We start from the raw sequence: 14966 nt of genomic DNA, 5'->3' as shown, positions 1-14966 counted from the left end.
CCAGCGGACGGGAAGGGGGGTGGCCGGTGATCCGGGTGATGCTGGTGGACGACCAGGCGCTGTTGAGGGCCGGGTTCCGCATGGTGCTGAACGCCCAGCCGGACATCGAGGTCGTCGCGGAGGCGGGTGACGGGGCGGCGGCGGTCGAGGCGGCCGGGGGCGGCGGCGTCGACGTGGTGCTGATGGACGTGCGGATGCCGGTCATGGACGGGGTCGAGGCGACCCGGCTGATCCGTGCCGCCGGGGACAGGCCGCGGGTGCTGATCCTGACGACGTTCGACCTGGACGACTACGTGTTCGCGGCGTTGAAGGCGGGGGCGTCGGGGTTCCTGCTGAAGGACGTGCCGCCCTCCGACCTGGTCAGCGCCATCCATTCGGTGCACAGCGGGGACTCGGTCGTCGCGCCGAGCACGACCAGGCGCCTGCTTGAGCGCTTCGCCGTCCATCTTCCTTCGAGGGGTACGGCGGAGCCGGTGGCGCTGGGGGGTCTGACGGCGCGGGAACGGGAGGTGCTGGTGCTGGTCGCCCGTGGCCTGTCCAACGGGGAGATCGCCGAGCGGCTCGATCTGGCGGAGGCGACGGTCAAGACGCATCTGGGCAGGGTGTTGGCGAAGCTGAGTCTGCGGGACCGGGCCCAGGTGGTGGTCTACGCCTACGAGTCGGGGCTCGTGACCCCCCATTCCGCGGAGTCGTGAATTCCTTTCTCGTTTTCCCGCACTTTATTTCTCCAGCCCCCCTTTCTTTTGTCAAAATCGTTGACATATATTCGTCATGCACGAAGGTCGCGCACGGGCGGCTCCGAACGGAAACGCATCGCATCCAGCAGACGCCGAGAGAAAGCGAATCATGTCGACGCCGTTCAATGGTGCTCTCATGCTCATCCACCAGGTCACGGGGACGTACCTGGAGACCGACAACTACCACGACAACGTGAACGAGGCCGTCCAGACGTGGAACGGTGACCCCCTGCAGACGGCCAAGGGCCTGCTCGGGCACCTGTGGTACCTGGAGCCGGTCCACGTGCTCGGCAACACCTACCTGATCAAGAGCTACGACAACAAGCGCAGCCTGACCGCGGGCGCGACGGCCCAGGACTACCCCAGGCTCCAGGTTCCCGACGGCTCGCCCAAGCAGGTCTGGCAGCTGCTGCGTCCCGCGGCGGGGTCGGAGCAGTTCACGATCGTGCCGCAGGTCTACCCCGACTACGCTCTCGCCCCGCAGGGCAGCAACGAGCTGAACAACGTGTACGTGGTGCCGGTCCGCCAGTGGGGCGGGGTGCCGTCGCTGGCGCACCTCTGGCGGGCCGTGACGCCGCCGGAGAAGTAACCCGAATCCGGCAAACCCCGAAAATCTCCGCCTATTTCACAACAAATCGCAGAGCCGCCCGTTAAAAGGCGATAAATCGCCCCTTCGCAACCCGTGAAGCGGAATCCCACCCCCATCCAGAAACCCGCCGGGCGCCCACAAGACCGTGCCGAGGCGCCCGGCACCTCCGAGACCCGAGCACAACCCCTCTCGGCCGAATGGCCGATGCCGGGCTACGTCACGGGTCGCAGTCGCCCTGGAACAAGCCTCCTTCGGGGGAGACGGACTCTGTCCCGCAGGCCGATGAACGGCCCCGCCCCGCGCCAATAGCGTTCTGCACGTTCGCAGAGAGACGCTGTTGCAAGGAGACAGAGACGTGACCATCACCGGAGAGGTCGGCGCGGGACACGCGCACAGGGGCACGGCGGCGGCCGTGGTGGCCAGGGGCCTGACCAAGGTCTACGGCCAGGGGGACGCGGCCGTCGAGGCCCTCCGGGGAGTGGACGTCTCCTTCGCGTCGGGCGCCTTCACCGCGATCATGGGGCCCTCCGGGTCGGGCAAGTCGACGCTGATGCACTGCCTGGCCGGGCTGGACACCGTCACCCACGGGCAGGTGCACATAGGCGAGGTCGAGCTGACCGGTCTCGACGACAAGCGGCTCACGCTGCTGCGCCGTGAGCGGATCGGCTTCATCTTCCAGGCGTTCAACCTGCTGCCGACGCTCACCGCGGAGCAGAACATCCGGCTGCCGCTGGAGATCGCCGGGCGGCAGGCGGACCAGGTCCTGTTCGACCGGGTCGTGGAGACCGTCGGCCTGCGGGACCGGCTCGGGCACCGCCCGGCCGAGCTGTCCGGCGGCCAGCAGCAGCGGGTCGCGGTGGCCCGCGCCCTGATCAGCAAGCCGAGGGTGATCTTCGCCGACGAGCCGACCGGCAACCTGGACTCGCGCAGCGGCGCCGAGGTGCTGTCGTTCCTGCGCACGTCGGTGCGTGAGCTGAACCAGACGATCGTGATGGTCACCCACGACCCGGTCGCGGCGTCCTACGCCGACCGGGTGATCTTCCTGCGGGACGGTCTGCTGGTCAGCGAGCTGTTCCAGCCGACCCCGCAGAGCGTGCTGGACACGCTGATGAAGCTGGAGGCCTGACGGTGCTCAGGACGACCATCGCCGGGCTCAGGGCGCGCAAGCTGCGGCTGCTGCTCACCTCGCTGGCCATCGCGCTCGGGGTCGGCTTCATCGCGGGCACGTTCGTGCTCACCGACACCCTGCAGTCCGGTTTCACCGAGAAGTTCGGCGCGGCGGCCGACAGGATCGACGTCGCCGTGCTCCCCGCCCCGAGCGAGAAGGACGAACCCGCGTTCCTTTCGCAGGCCGTGCTGGAGAGGATCCGCGCCGTCGGCGGCGTCGCCGAGGCCCAGGGGCTCGTCCGGGGCACCTCGGCGCTGATCGGCAAGGACGGCAAGGCCGCCGGGGACTACCCGACCTCGGGGGTCTCCGTCGTCCAGGGGCCGCTGAGCCGTACCTCCATCGTGAGCGGTTCCGCGCCGAAGACCGCGACGCAGGCCGTACTCGACAAGAACACCGCGAAGACGCGGGGGTTCAGGGTCGGAGACAGCATCGCGGTGCTTGACCAGGAGAACGTCAGGCACGAGTTCACGCTGGTCGGGCTGTTCGACCCGGGCCTGGACCAGGAGCTGGCCTACACCGGGGCGGTCGGCTACGTCACGGAGACGGCCAGGGAGATGACCGGCCAGAAGGGCTTCAGGGAGATCGACGTCGCGGCGGCGGAGGGGGTCTCCCAGGAGGAGGCGCGCGCCGCGGTCGTCAAGGCCGTCGGAGCGGGCTACGAGGTCAAGACCGGCAGGCAGTACGCCGACGACATGATCAAGGCGAACGGCGCCGACAGCCAGTTCCTCACGATGGGGCTGCTGCTGTTCGGCCTGGTGGCGATGTTCGTCGCGGCGCTGGTCATCTACAACACCTTCAACATCCTCGTCGCCCAGCGGACCCGGGAGATGGCGCTGCTGCGCTGCATCGGCGCGACGCGCGGGCAGGTGTTCGGCTCCGTCGTGCTGGAGTCGGTGGTGGTCGGCCTGCTGTCGTCGCTGCTGGGCCTGCTGATCGGGTACGGCATGGGCGCGGGGGCGATGGTGTTGCTGCGCGCCACCGGCACCCCGCTGCCCGAGGCGACCGCGACCCTGACGCCGTTCACCGTGGCGCTCGCCGTGGCGGTCGGCCTGCTCGTCACGGTCGGGGCGGCCCTGCTGCCCGCGCGGTCGGCGACGCGGGTCGCGCCGATCGCCGCGCTGCGCACCCAGGTCGAGGAGCACACCTTCAGGGCGGGGGTCGTCCGGGTGGTCCTGGCGGCGCTGTTCCTGCTCGCGGGGGCGGCCGTCACCGGGGTCGGGGTGTCGGGTCCTCCCGGGCAGGCGGCGCTGGTCACCGTGATGGTGGGCGGCACGCTGGTGTTCTTCGGGGTGCTGATCCTCGGGCCGGTGATCGTCAGACCGCTGGGGGCCTTCGTCGGCTGGCTGCCCGGCAGGCTGTTCGGGGTGCCGGGCAGGCTCGCGCTGGACAACTCCGGGCGTAACCCCCGGCGTTCGGCGACCACGACGGTCGCGCTCACCGTGGGCGTGACGCTGATGACGCTCATCTCGGTGCTCACCGGCACGCTGCGGCTGACCTACTCCCACAAGCTCGACGAGCAGTTCCCCGTCGACTACATGGTCCAGTCGCAGACCCGTGAGTCGAACCTGCCGCGTGCCCTGGCGGAGGGGCTGCGGACCAGGCCGGAGCTGACCTCGGTCGTCGCGCTCCGCCAGACCGACGCCGAGGTGGGTGCCAAGGGCGAGCCCTACCAGACGGGGACGTTCACCGCCGCGGCCGGCTTCGCCCCGGCCTTCACCTCGGGGTCGGTCGGCGCGCTCAGGCCGGGGACTGTGGCGGTCGCCGACTACGTGGCCAAGGACCTCAAGGTCAAGGTCGGCGACCGGCTCCCGGTGCGCACGAAGAAGGCGGGCCGGGTCGAGCTCACGGTCGTCGGGGTCTTCGACGCCGAGAAGACGAACCTGACGGAGGTGACGGTGCCCGCGGCCGACTTCGACAGCTACTTCGGCGCGGTCGGCGACAGCCGGATCCTGGTCAACGCCAAGGAGGGGCTCTCCTCCGACGTGACGCGCAAGGTGGTCGAGGCGGCGGCGCAGCCGTACCCGACGGCGAAGGTGGCCAGCTCGACGGAGATCAGGAGCGGGTTCGACGAGGCGCTCGACATGAGCGTGATGATCATCACGGGGCTGCTCGGGCTGGCGGTGCTGATCTCGCTGCTGGGCATCGCCAACACGCTGTCCCTGTCGGTCCACGAGCGGACCAGGGAGTCGGCGCTGCTGCGGGCGCTCGGCCTGACCCGGTCCCAGTTGCGGGCGATGCTCTCGGTCGAGGCGCTGATCCTGGGGCTCATCGGGGCGCTGGTCGGGGTGGTGCTCGGCATCACGTTCGGCTGGGCCGCGGCGCGGACCGCGACGTCCGACGTCGTGTTCACCGTGCCCGTGCCGCAGGTCCTGGCGTTCGTGGCGCTGTCCGGCCTGGCGGGCGTGCTCGCGGCGGTGCTGCCCGCCCGCAAGGCCGCGCGGGCCTCGGTCGTGGACGCGCTGGCCGCGGGCTGACCGGTGCCGGGGCGCCCCGCGGGGTGCCCCGGCTCCCTCATGCGGGGCGCTGGTCGGCGACGGTCTCCGGGTTGAGGAGGGGCCTGATCGCGATCTCCCCGGTGGTCTTGTCGATCACCAGGCAGCCGCCGCCGACCGTGTCCGGCAGCACGCCGGGGTCGTCGGGCTCCGGCTCCTTGGCCCAGGCGACGTATCCCTCGGCGAAGTCGTAGATCCGGATCTCGATGGCGGCGCCGAGGCCCCTGACCCCGTTGAAGTACTCCTCGGCGACCGCCCTGGCCTGTTCGAGGTTCACAGTCTGCGTCCCTCCGCGTCGAGGACCACGCAGAACACCCCGGTCACCGACTCGTAGAGCGGCTCACCCGCCAGGTGCCCGATCTGCGCGTCGAGCCAGATGACCTCTCCCGCCGCGTTCACCGCGTTCCAGGCGTGGCTGCCGCCCCCCGGCCAGCGGTTGACGATGATCGAGGCGGCCCCGTGGCCCCCGGCGAGCAGCACCTGCCCGATCGGGACGTAGGCCTGCCGCCCCTGCCCGACGTACTGGAAGCGCTGCCCGAGCCACCGTTCGGCGCGGGCCGCCCCGCCCGCCTCCCCGGTCAGCAGGGGTCTGCCGACCCGGTCGTACTCGGGCCGTCTCGGTGCCGCGACGACCGGCGAGCCGTACCACGTGGACAGCACCGACAGGGCGCAGTCCAGGGAGTTGGTCGCCCGGAACGGGTCGTCGGCTGCCCCCGCCCCGTTGATCAGCCTGATCCACATGCCCCGGGGGTCGGGGAAGCGCCTCGGCGCCCCCTGGGCGGTCACCGGCACCGAGCGCAGCATGTCCTCCTGCGTCTGCGGGTCCGGCATCACCAGCCCGCCCGCCGCGCCGTACGGCCTGCACCTGTCGAGTCTGATCGGCCGCCACGGAACCCGCTCTGGCTCCCTGGGCGGCGCCACGACGACCGAGGAGCGCGGGTCGAGTTCGAAGTCGCGCCACCGCTGCCCGTCGGCGGTCACCACGGGGTTGTACGTCCCCACGTGCGTCCCCGCGGCAGAAAACACCTGTTCCACCGGTCCCCCCTCGACCTCGTGTCGGGCCGATGGTAGGGCGCCCCGCCGTACGGCAGCGGCGAGTTGACCAGATCGGGAGGCTCAGGCGACCCGCACGTCGACGCTGTGCCAGCCGGTGGCGCCGTCGGGGCCGACGGGGGCGCGTTCGGCGGTCTGGGTGTAGCCGGTGGCGTCGGTCGCCCGCACCTCGATGGTGTGCTCGCCCGGGGTGGCGTCCCAGTCGTCGAGCACCCACTGGCGCCAGGTGTCGGCGGTCGGCGCCTCGGCGAGCCTGGCCTGGCGCCACGGCCCCCTGTCGATTCTGACCTCGACCGCGTCGATCCCCTTGTGCTGCGCCCACGCGACCCCGGCGACCACCGTACGGCCGGCGGGCAGGTTGGCCCCGTCCCTGGGCAGGTCGATGCGCGACTCGGTCTTGATCGGCCCCTTCGGCGCCCACCCCCTGGGCGTCCAGTAGGCCTCGTCCCGGTCGAACCGGGTGACCTTGATGTCCGTCACCCACTTCGTCGCCGAGACGTACCCATACAGACCGGGCACGACCTGGCGGACGGGGAAGCCGTGCACGACGGGCAGCGCCTCGCCGTTCATCGCGAAGGCCAGCAGGGCGTCACGGCCGTCGAGGACGACGTCGACCGGGGTGCCGCAGGTCCAGCCGTCGGCGGAGGTGCTCAGCAGCATGTCGGCGTCCCGCCGCACACCCGCGTCGCGCAGCACGCCCGCGAGGCTGACCCCCAGCCACCTGGCGTTGCCGACGTAGGGGCCGCCGACGTCGTTGGAGACGCAGCACAGGGTGACGTCCGCCTCGACCACGGGCCGTTTCAGCAGGTCGGCGAAGGTCAGCTCGACGGGTCTGTCCACTATGCCGTGGATTTTTAGGGTCCAGTCGCGGGGATCGACCTGCGGCAGCACGAGGGCGGTGTCCACCCGGTAGAAGTCGGGGTTCGGGGTGACGAACGGCGACAGCCCCTTGATCCTCAGGTCGGCGCCCGCCGGGACCGGAGGCAGCGGCTTCGCGGGCCTGGGCAGTTTCAGCGCGGACCTGGCCCGGCTCACCGCGGAGTGCCCAGACGACAGGCTCTGGCCGATCACGCCGCTCACCCCGGCGAGCGCGAGCCCCCCGGCCGCCCCGACGAGCAGCCCGCGCCGGTCGAGCGCGACGGCCTCCCCCGGGGGCGACTCCCGCAGCGCGCGCCCGGCCAGCAGGCGCAACGTGACGATGCCCACGACCACGCCCGCGAGCGTGGGCACGACGTCCAGGAGAGCCGCGTCGGGCCGGGTCAGCACGGCCAGCGCGCCGACCACGCCGAAGGCCACCAGCCCCGCCGTGCCGTACCGGACATCCCGTACGGCCAGCGCGCCGATGGCCGTGGCGACCGCGGCGAGGACCACGAGGATGCCCACGACCAGGACGTTCTTGTCGTTCTCCCCGAAGGTCCTGATCGCGAACTCCTTCACCCCGGCGGGGGCGAGGTCCACGGCGGCGTCGCCGACCGCGACGACGGGGAAGGCGGACGCCTTGATCAGCCCCGCGGCCAGCAGGGAGACCCCGAGCGCCGTCGCGCAGGAAACCAGGCCGACCAGCGGGCCCGCCCACCCGGGCGCACGTCTGTTGCTCTCCATACTTGCGACGTTACGCCCGTCCGGGCAGGCGGTTTCTTACACGCCCATTACGGTGTCAGCCGAGGAGTTCCCCGATGACCGGGGCCAGGGCGCGGAAGGCGCGGCCCCGGTGGCTGATGGCGTTCTTCTCCCGAGCGGACAGCTCGGCCGTCGTGCGGTCCTCGCCCTCCGGCACGAAGATCGGGTCGTAGCCGAAGCCGTTGGCGCCGCGCGGGGCGTTGATGATCACGCCGTTCAGGGCGCCCTCGGCGATCCTCTCCTCGCCGGAGGGCAGCGCCAGCGCCGCCGCGCACGCGAAGTGGGCGCCCCGGTGCTCCTCGGGCACGTCGGACACCTGGGCGAGCAGCAGGTCGAGGTTCGCCTGGTCGTCGCCGTGCCTGCCCGCCCAGCGGGCGGAGAAGATGCCCGGCATGCCGTTCAGCGCGTCCACGCACAGGCCGGAGTCGTCGGCGATGGCGGGCAGTCCCGACTGCTTGGCGACGACGACCGCCTTCAGCAGGGCGTTCTCGGCGAAGGTCAGGCCGGTCTCCGCGACGTCGCCGATCTCGGGGAACTCCTCAAGCCCGACGATCTCGGCCGTGATCGAGGCGTCGGCCAGGATCTCGCGCAGCTCGGTGATCTTCCCGGCGTTCCTGGTCGCCAGGACCAGCCTGATCCCGGCACTCACGCCAGCACCTCGCGCTGCAGGCGGGTCAGCTCGGCGCATCCGGCGGCGCCGAGGTCGAGCAGCTCGTCGAGCGCGGCCCTGTCGAACGGCTTGCCCTCCGCGGTGCCCTGGACCTCGACGAACTGGCCGCTTCCGGTCATCACCACGTTCATGTCGGTCTCGGCGGCGACGTCCTCGGTGTAGCAGAGGTCGAGCAGCGCGGTGGAGCCGACGACACCGACCGAGACGGCGGCGACGGAGTCGATGAGGGGGTCTCCCCCGCACATCTTCCGCGTGCGCATCCACTTCACCGCGTCGGCGAGCGCCACGTAGGCGCCGGTGATCGCGGCGGTGCGGGTGCCGCCGTCGGCCTGGAGCACGTCACAGTCGATCATGACGGAGTTCTCGCCGAGCGCCTTGTAGTCGACGCAGGCCCGCAGGGAACGGCCGATGAGGCGGGAGATCTCGTGCGTCCTGCCGCCGATCCTGCCGCGCACCGACTCACGGTCGTTGCGGGTGTTGGTCGCCCTGGGCAGCATGGCGTACTCGGCGGTCACCCACCCCTGGCCGCTGCCCCTGCGCCAGCGCGGCACGCTGTCCTGCACGGAGGCGGCACACAGCACCTTGGTGCCGCCGAACTCGACGAGCACCGACCCCTCTGCGTGGGCGAGCCAGCCACGGGTGATGGTGACGGGGCGAAGCTGATCGGGAGAACGTCCATCTGCGCGAGCCATGGAGCTCACCCTAGGGCCTTTCACACCTCCAGGTCGTAGTGGGCGCCGCTGCGGGCCAGTTCGATCCGGCCCGCGAACCCGCCCCTCGACGCCTCGTCGAGGACCTGCTCGGTGGAGTTCCAGGGGACCAGGTGGGTCAGCACCAGGGTGCCCACGTCCGCGGCCGCCGCGTGCTCGGCGGCCTGGCGCCCGGTCAGGTGCAGGTCGGCGGGCTGGGCGGGACCCTCGACGAAGGAGGCCTCGCACAGGAAGAGGTCCGCCCCCGAGGCGAGTTTGACCAGCTCGGCCGACTCTCCGGTGTCGGCCGAGTAGGCGATCGAACGCCCGCCGTGGGAGACGCGGAAGCCGTAGGTCTCCACCGGGTGGTTGACCAGGGCGGCCGTCACCTGGAAGGGGCCGGCCTCGAAGACGCCGGGCGAGAGCCGTACGAAATCGAAGGCCGTCTCCAGGCCGGGCTCCTTGGGCATGCCGTAGGCGGCGGCCAGGCGGCGGGGGGCGTCGGCGGGGGCGTGGACCGGCAGGCGGGGCAGCGGGCCGCGCGGGGAGTAGGTGCGCACCACGTGGTAGGGGCAGATGTCGAGGCAGTGGTCGGAGTGCAGGTGGGACAGGCAGATCGCGTCCACGTCGTAGAGGCCGATGTGCCGCTGGAGCGCGCCGAGTGAGCCGTTGCCGAAGTCGAGCAGCATGCGGAACCCCTCGGCCTCCAGCAGGTAGCAGGAGGCGGGGCTGTCAGGGCCGGGGAAGCTCCCGGAGCATCCGATGATCGTCAGTTTCACGGCGGCCTCCTACTTGCTGTGTGTCACGGGGTCGTCCGGTGGGGTCCCTGGCCGTTCCCCGAACCGTTCCCGACCGTCGCGAGCTCGACCGCCTGGATCTCGGGACCGAGGAAGCGCTGGCCGAGCCTGGCGAACAGGCCGGTGTCCCCGGTGGTGGTGAACCTGTGCGTGACGGGACCGCCGGTCGCGGCCAGCCCCCGGTCGTGCAGGATGCGGTAGACGTCCTTGGCGGTCTCGTCCGCGCTGGAGACCAGCGTGACGCCGTCACCCGCGACGTAGGAGATGGGGCCGGTGAGCAGCGGATAGTGGGTGCAGCCGAGGATCAACGTGTCGCAGCCGTCGCGGAGCACGGGTTCGAGATACTCCCGGATGGCCTCGATGACCTCCTCGCTCGTCGTCTCCCCCCGCTCGACGAACTCGACGAGGCGGGGTGCGGCCACCCCGGTCAGCCTGACGTTCGGGGCGGCGGCGAAGGCGTCCTGGTAGGCCATCGACTCGATCGTGGCCCTGGTCCCGATCACCCCGACCCTGCCGTTGCGGGTCGCCTGTACGGCCCTGCGCGTCGCGGGCTGGATGACCTCCACGACCGGCACGTCGTAGCGCTCGCGCGCGTCCCGCAGCACCGCCGCGCTCGCGCTGTTGCACGCGATCACCAGCATCTTGACGTCGTGCTCGACGAGGTGGTCCATCACCTCAAGGGCGTAGGCGCGCACCTGCGCGATACTTTTCGGCCCGTACGGCTGGCGCGCGGTGTCCGCCACGTAGAGGAGTGACTCGTTTGGCAGCTGGTCGATGATCGCCCTGGCCACCGTCAGGCCGCCGACCCCGCTGTCGAATATTCCAATGCTTGCTTGCGACACGGTTCCCAAGGTTAGGCGACCTGGGACGACAGCTCACGGTAAGAATCCTCACAACACGATCAATCATCGCGAAAAGATCAGCCGCGCCCTACTCGGGCGAGTTGCCGCGACTGGGCGACGAGGCGTCCCGCCGAGTCCCAGACCTCGACCTCCTCGTCGAACCAGCCGTCGCCGATCAGCCGTCCGCTGCCGAGCAGGGTGAGCCAGCCGGGGGCGGGCAGGGCGCGCAGGTGCCAGGTGAGGTCCACGGTCGGCGCCCAGCCGCGCGCCCCCGCGGAGAAGATCACCGGCGGCAGGCAGTCCACGGCCATCGCCAGCACGTAGGGGTCGGGCTCCTTCGACTCGGTCAGCCGGAAGTAGGCGCGGACCTCGGGACGCCCGGTCGGCCTGCCGTCGAGCCAGCCGACGGTCGGCGGGTCGAAGGCCAGCTCCGTCCGCTCGCTGAGCGTCATGCCCGAGGACGGGTCGGGGACGGGCAGCCTGAGGCACTCCTCGATGGGCGGGATGGCCGCGGCGGGGCCGTCGCTCCAGTCGGGGACGACGTCGTTCAGGGTGGCGGTCGTGACGAGGGTCTCGATCAGCGGGACATCGTCCTGCAGGAGGGTCGCCCTGGTCATCGTGACGGTCTTGCCCGACTTGAGCGGTTCGAGCCGCACCCTGGCGGGGCCGGGCGGGGCGACGCGCAGGAACTGCGCGCTGGTGGTCACGGGGTGCTCGTGCGGGGAGGCGTCCACGACGGCGCGCAGCAGTACGGCCAGCAGATAGCCCCCGTTGAGCGGCCCTCCGACGGCGTATCCGGGGTCCAGGTGCACGTCGTAGGTGTTCTCGTCCACCCGGACCGCCCGCGTCGCCTCGTCGAACCCGCTCATCCACGCCCCTCGAACTATATTCTGGAACGGCTACTCTACCGGGTTTGTACGGATTTCCTGACCCTCCTCGGCACATGTCACCTTTTGGAAGAAGAGGCGGCGTCTGACCAGGGCGATCCCGCCTCCCGGCGCCCGGATGCCTTGGACGAGGGAATCGGGTGGTTAGTTCAATGCAAGCGGGTTGCTACCGATGTGCACTAACTTCTCGTTATCCGAGAGAAGTCCACATTGTGAGTGAGCATGTCTGCCAACAACCCCCCCGGCCAGCCGCCCTACCCGGGCCAGGAACCTGACAGGACGATCGCCTACCGGCCGCAACCCCAGGGCTATCCCCAGGACGGGGGCTACCAGCAGCAGGGTCAGCCCGGCTATCCCGGAGGTCCCCAACAGCCCGGCTACGGCCAGCAGAACCAGGACCAACAGGTCTACGGCCAGCAGAACTACGGTCAGCAGGCCTATGGTCAACAGCCCTACGGTCAGCAGTCGCACGGCCAGCAGCCCTACGGCCAGCAGCAGGGTTACGGCCAGCAGGCCCAGCCCGGTTACCCGCAGAACCAAGGTCAGCAGAACTACGGCCAGCAGGCTTACCCGCAGCCCGGCTATGGCCAGCAGCCCACGTGGCAGCAGCAGGGACCGGACTTCCTCGGTTCCGGGCAGCCGCCCGCCCGTCCCGCCAAGAAGGGCAGGGGCTGGCTGATCGCGGTGATCGCCGCCCTAGTCGTCGCCCTCGTCGGCGGTGGCGGCGCCTTCGCGGTCAGCCTGCTGAGCGGTGGCGGCACCCAGCCGCACGACGTGCTGCCCGGTGACGCGATCGGCTACGTGCGCCTTGACCTCGACCCGGCCGCGAACCAGAAGCTGGCGCTGTTCAGCATCGCCAGGAAGTTCAACGCCACCAAGTCCTCCTTCACCGGGGACGACCCGCGCAAGGCGCTGTTCGACCTGATCAAGAAGGACGGCGGCCTGGACAAGGTGAACTACGCCGCCGACGTCGAGCCTTGGCTCGGCAGCCGCATCGGCGTCGCCGTACTCTCCCCGCACAAGGCCGGGGCCGAGCCGGGCGCCGTCGTGGCCGTGCAGGTCTCCGACCAGGACAAGGCGAAGGCCGGGATCTCCAAGCTGATGAGCGGCGAGAAGTACGGCATCGCCTTCCGCGAGGACTACGCGCTGATCGCCCAGACCCAGGACCAGGCCGACCAGGCCGTCAAGGTCGCGCCGCTGTCCGACAACGCCGCCTTCTCCGAGGACCTGAACGCCCTCGGCGAGACCGGCGTCCTGTCCTTCTGGGTCAACGCCGGCAAGATCGCCGAGTTCGCCCCCGAGCTGGCCACCCGCAACCCCGAGGCGCTCTCGCAGGTCAAGAACCTCAGGGTCGCCGGTGCGCTGCGCTTCGACGGCAACTACGTCGAGCTGGCCGGTGTCGCCCGTGGCGCGCAGAACCTGGACATGGGTCAGCCCGAGATCTCCAAGATCAGCGCGCTTCCCGCCTCGACCGTCGCCGCCATCTCCGTCTCCGGTCTCGGCGACGCCGTCGGCAAGCAGTGGGCCCAGATTCTGAAGGCCGCCGACCAGAGCGGTGCCGGTCTCCAGCAGTTCACCAACCAGGCCCAGCAGCAGTACGGCCTGTCCCTGCCCGCCGACCTGTCCACGCTGCTCGGCAAGAACCTGACCCTGGCCCTGGACGCCAACGGCCTGGACGCCAACCAGCCGAAGTTCGGCGCCCGCATCACCACCGACCCCGCCAAGGCACAGGAGGTCGTCGGCAAGATCGAGAAGATCCTCGCCGACTCCGGCACCGCGGCCCCGCAGCTCGCCAAGGTCCCCGGCGACGGCAGCTTCGTGGTGGCGAGCACCCCGGAGTACGCCGCCGAACTGGCCAAGGACGGCGCCCTCGGTGAGAACGAGGGCTTCAGGCTCGCGGTCCCCGACGCCGAGAAGGCGACCTTCGCCGCCTACGTCGATCTCGACAAGATCGAGCACCTCTACCTGCAGAACCTCCAGGGCGAGGAGCGCGCGAGCCTCCAGGTCCTGAAGGCCGTCGGCATCAGCGGAACGCAGACGGGCAGCGACTCGACCTTCTCCCTGCGGCTGGTGTTCAACTGACCCTCCAAGAACCCACCGCCTGAGGGCGGGCACCCCACCGGGGCGCCCGCCCTTCCGCTTCCCCGCCCATCACAGGCCGTGAACCCGCACAGGCCGTAAACCCCGCGCTTCCGCGAACTCCACGCTCCGTGAGCCTCATGCTTCCCCGCCCATCACAGGCCGTGAACCCGCACAGGCCGTAAACCCCGCGCTTCCGCGAACTCCACGCTCCGTGAGCCTCATGCTTCCGTGAACCTCACAAGCCCGTGGCCTCATGAGCCCGTGGACCTCACGAACCCCTGAACCCGTGGATCCGCAAACTCGCAAGCCCGTAATCCCATAACCCTGCAAGCCCGTAACCCCGCACCCCCGAGCCCATGAACCGATCCCCCCCGCACCCACGTGTCATCCTCGTGAAGCCTCTCCCCGTGATCGCGATCGCCCTGGCCGCCACCGGATGCGCCACGGCCGTACTGGTCTCACGCCCGGCCGCGAGCCCGCCCCCGCCGTCGTGTCCGCAGCGCTGGGGTGGCGACGCCCCCGGTGGCTGGGTGCCCGGCTCCTCCGGCCTCGACGGGGCCGACAGGTCACTCGTGCCGGGAAGGCCGGTCTCGGCGATGATCTGCGCCTATCCCGGGGACAACACACGCCCGGGCGGCGAGCGGCTGTCCGGGTCCAGGTCCCTGACGGACGGCGCCGCGGCGATGGCCCACGACCTGGACTACCTCCCGGCCGCCGAGAAGGCGCAGCCGGGGCCGTGCACGCTGATGGGCGGCGCGATGACCAACTACCTCGTCCGCTTCGTCTACGACGACGGGAAGGTCCTGTGGCTGGGCACCGCCGAGGAGGTCAACTCCTGCGTGACGACCACCAACGGCACCGTCAGCAGCTCCTCCTACGTCGGCCCGGACATCACCGCCGCCTACCGCACGGGCACCTGGCGTCCCGTACGGCCCGCCGACCCCTGCCAGGGGCGGTTCACCGGCCGCAGGGGGCAGAACGAGCGGATGGTGCCCGAAGAACCCGTCTCGGTCCTGGCCTGCGGGCAGCCCAACCGGCCCGACACGCCTCCCGTACGGCGGGAGCACGACGCCAGGGCCGCGCAGGGCCTGGCCAGGGCGCTGAACTCCCTGGAAACCCGGCCCGGCGACAACACGTGCCAGCAGACCTCGAACCCCGGCGGGAAGCCCTTCACCCTGCTGTTCCACTACCCGGACGGCCCCGACGCGACCGTCACGGTCGTGCCGGGCTGCTCCCCCACGGTGAACAACGGCCTGCTCCAGGCCGACGCCGACGCCCCCGTCCGCGAACTCATCAGAGCGGTCTCGCCCCACGCCCGCTAGGCGACCCTCCCGGCAGGC

The 14966-nt window shown here is 70.8% G+C and carries 14 protein-coding genes; 6 read left to right on the top strand and 8 right to left on the bottom strand.

Annotation, left to right across the window (positions count from 1 at the left end; all coding sequences use genetic code 11):
* The first annotated feature begins 26 nt into the window (after window positions 1-26).
* From FHS44_RS08305 to FHS44_RS08290, 4 genes are all read left to right on the top strand, one after another.
* A complete protein-coding gene (locus tag FHS44_RS08305) occupies window positions 27-695 on the top strand; it encodes a response regulator (protein ID WP_312863564.1) in 669 nt (222 codons plus the stop codon).
* A gap of 178 nt (window positions 696-873) precedes the next feature.
* Window positions 874-1326, top strand: a complete 453-nt coding sequence (locus FHS44_RS08300) for a hypothetical protein (protein WP_184713247.1) — start codon at window positions 874-876, stop codon at window positions 1324-1326.
* Between the two features lie 355 nt (window positions 1327-1681).
* Entirely contained in the window at window positions 1682-2452 is a 771-nt protein-coding gene (locus FHS44_RS08295; protein WP_312863563.1) for an ABC transporter ATP-binding protein, read from the top strand.
* Window positions 2453-2454: 2 nt separating this feature from the next.
* Complete coding sequence (locus FHS44_RS08290; RefSeq protein WP_184713246.1) at window positions 2455-4968, top strand: ABC transporter permease; 2514 nt, start codon at window positions 2455-2457, stop codon at window positions 4966-4968.
* 37 nt (window positions 4969-5005) lie between these two features.
* On the opposite strand, the gene FHS44_RS08285 is transcribed toward FHS44_RS08290, so the two are convergent.
* The 8 genes from FHS44_RS08285 to FHS44_RS08250 all read right to left on the bottom strand — a co-directional run bounded on the left by FHS44_RS08285 (window position 5006) and on the right by FHS44_RS08250 (window position 11526).
* Window positions 5006-5263 carry an SUKH-4 family immunity protein gene (locus tag FHS44_RS08285; protein ID WP_184713245.1) on the bottom strand — a complete coding sequence of 86 codons (258 nt, stop codon included), beginning with the start codon at window positions 5261-5263 and terminating at the stop codon, window positions 5006-5008.
* A complete protein-coding gene (locus tag FHS44_RS42275) occupies window positions 5260-6021 on the bottom strand; it encodes a toxin glutamine deamidase domain-containing protein (protein WP_184713244.1) in 762 nt (253 codons plus the stop codon). The genes FHS44_RS08285 and FHS44_RS42275 overlap by 4 nt, the downstream gene beginning before the upstream one ends.
* A gap of 81 nt (window positions 6022-6102) precedes the next feature.
* Window positions 6103-7641 carry a molybdopterin-dependent oxidoreductase gene (locus FHS44_RS08275; protein WP_184713243.1) on the bottom strand — a complete coding sequence of 513 codons (1539 nt, stop codon included), beginning with the start codon at window positions 7639-7641 and terminating at the stop codon, window positions 6103-6105.
* A 55-nt stretch (window positions 7642-7696) separates the two neighbouring features.
* Window positions 7697-8308, bottom strand: coding sequence for an XTP/dITP diphosphatase (locus FHS44_RS08270; RefSeq protein ID WP_376771568.1), 612 nt, complete (start codon window positions 8306-8308; stop codon window positions 7697-7699).
* Window positions 8305-9021 (bottom strand): ribonuclease PH, encoded by a 717-nt coding sequence (gene rph / locus FHS44_RS08265; RefSeq protein ID WP_184713241.1) that lies wholly within the window; start codon window positions 9019-9021, stop codon window positions 8305-8307. The genes FHS44_RS08270 and rph overlap by 4 nt, the downstream gene beginning before the upstream one ends.
* 20 nt (window positions 9022-9041) lie before the next feature.
* A complete protein-coding gene (locus tag FHS44_RS08260; protein WP_184713240.1) occupies window positions 9042-9797 on the bottom strand; it encodes an MBL fold metallo-hydrolase in 756 nt (251 codons plus the stop codon).
* 23 nt (window positions 9798-9820) lie between these two features.
* Window positions 9821-10657, bottom strand: coding sequence for a glutamate racemase (gene murI, locus FHS44_RS08255; RefSeq protein WP_184713239.1), 837 nt, complete (start codon window positions 10655-10657; stop codon window positions 9821-9823).
* A 77-nt stretch (window positions 10658-10734) separates the two neighbouring features.
* A complete protein-coding gene (locus FHS44_RS08250; protein WP_184713238.1) occupies window positions 10735-11526 on the bottom strand; it encodes a thioesterase family protein in 792 nt (263 codons plus the stop codon).
* A gap of 240 nt (window positions 11527-11766) precedes the next feature.
* Between FHS44_RS08250 and FHS44_RS08245 the strand changes: the two genes are divergently transcribed.
* On the top strand, window positions 11767-13626 hold the full coding sequence (locus tag FHS44_RS08245; RefSeq protein ID WP_184713237.1) for a DUF3352 domain-containing protein: 1860 nt from the start codon (window positions 11767-11769) through the stop codon (window positions 13624-13626).
* Window positions 13627-14033: 407 nt separating this feature from the next.
* Entirely contained in the window at window positions 14034-14948 is a 915-nt protein-coding gene (locus FHS44_RS08240) for a hypothetical protein (RefSeq protein WP_184713236.1), read from the top strand.
* Window positions 14949-14966: the final 18 nt, after the last annotated feature.

Origin of the sequence: Streptosporangium saharense (assembly GCF_014203715.1) — a bacterium.
GTDB classification, from domain to species: domain Bacteria; phylum Actinomycetota; class Actinomycetes; order Streptosporangiales; family Streptosporangiaceae; genus Streptosporangium; species Streptosporangium saharense.
Note: the sequence above shows the minus strand (reverse complement) of the source record. Positions and strands in the feature narration are given on the sequence as shown.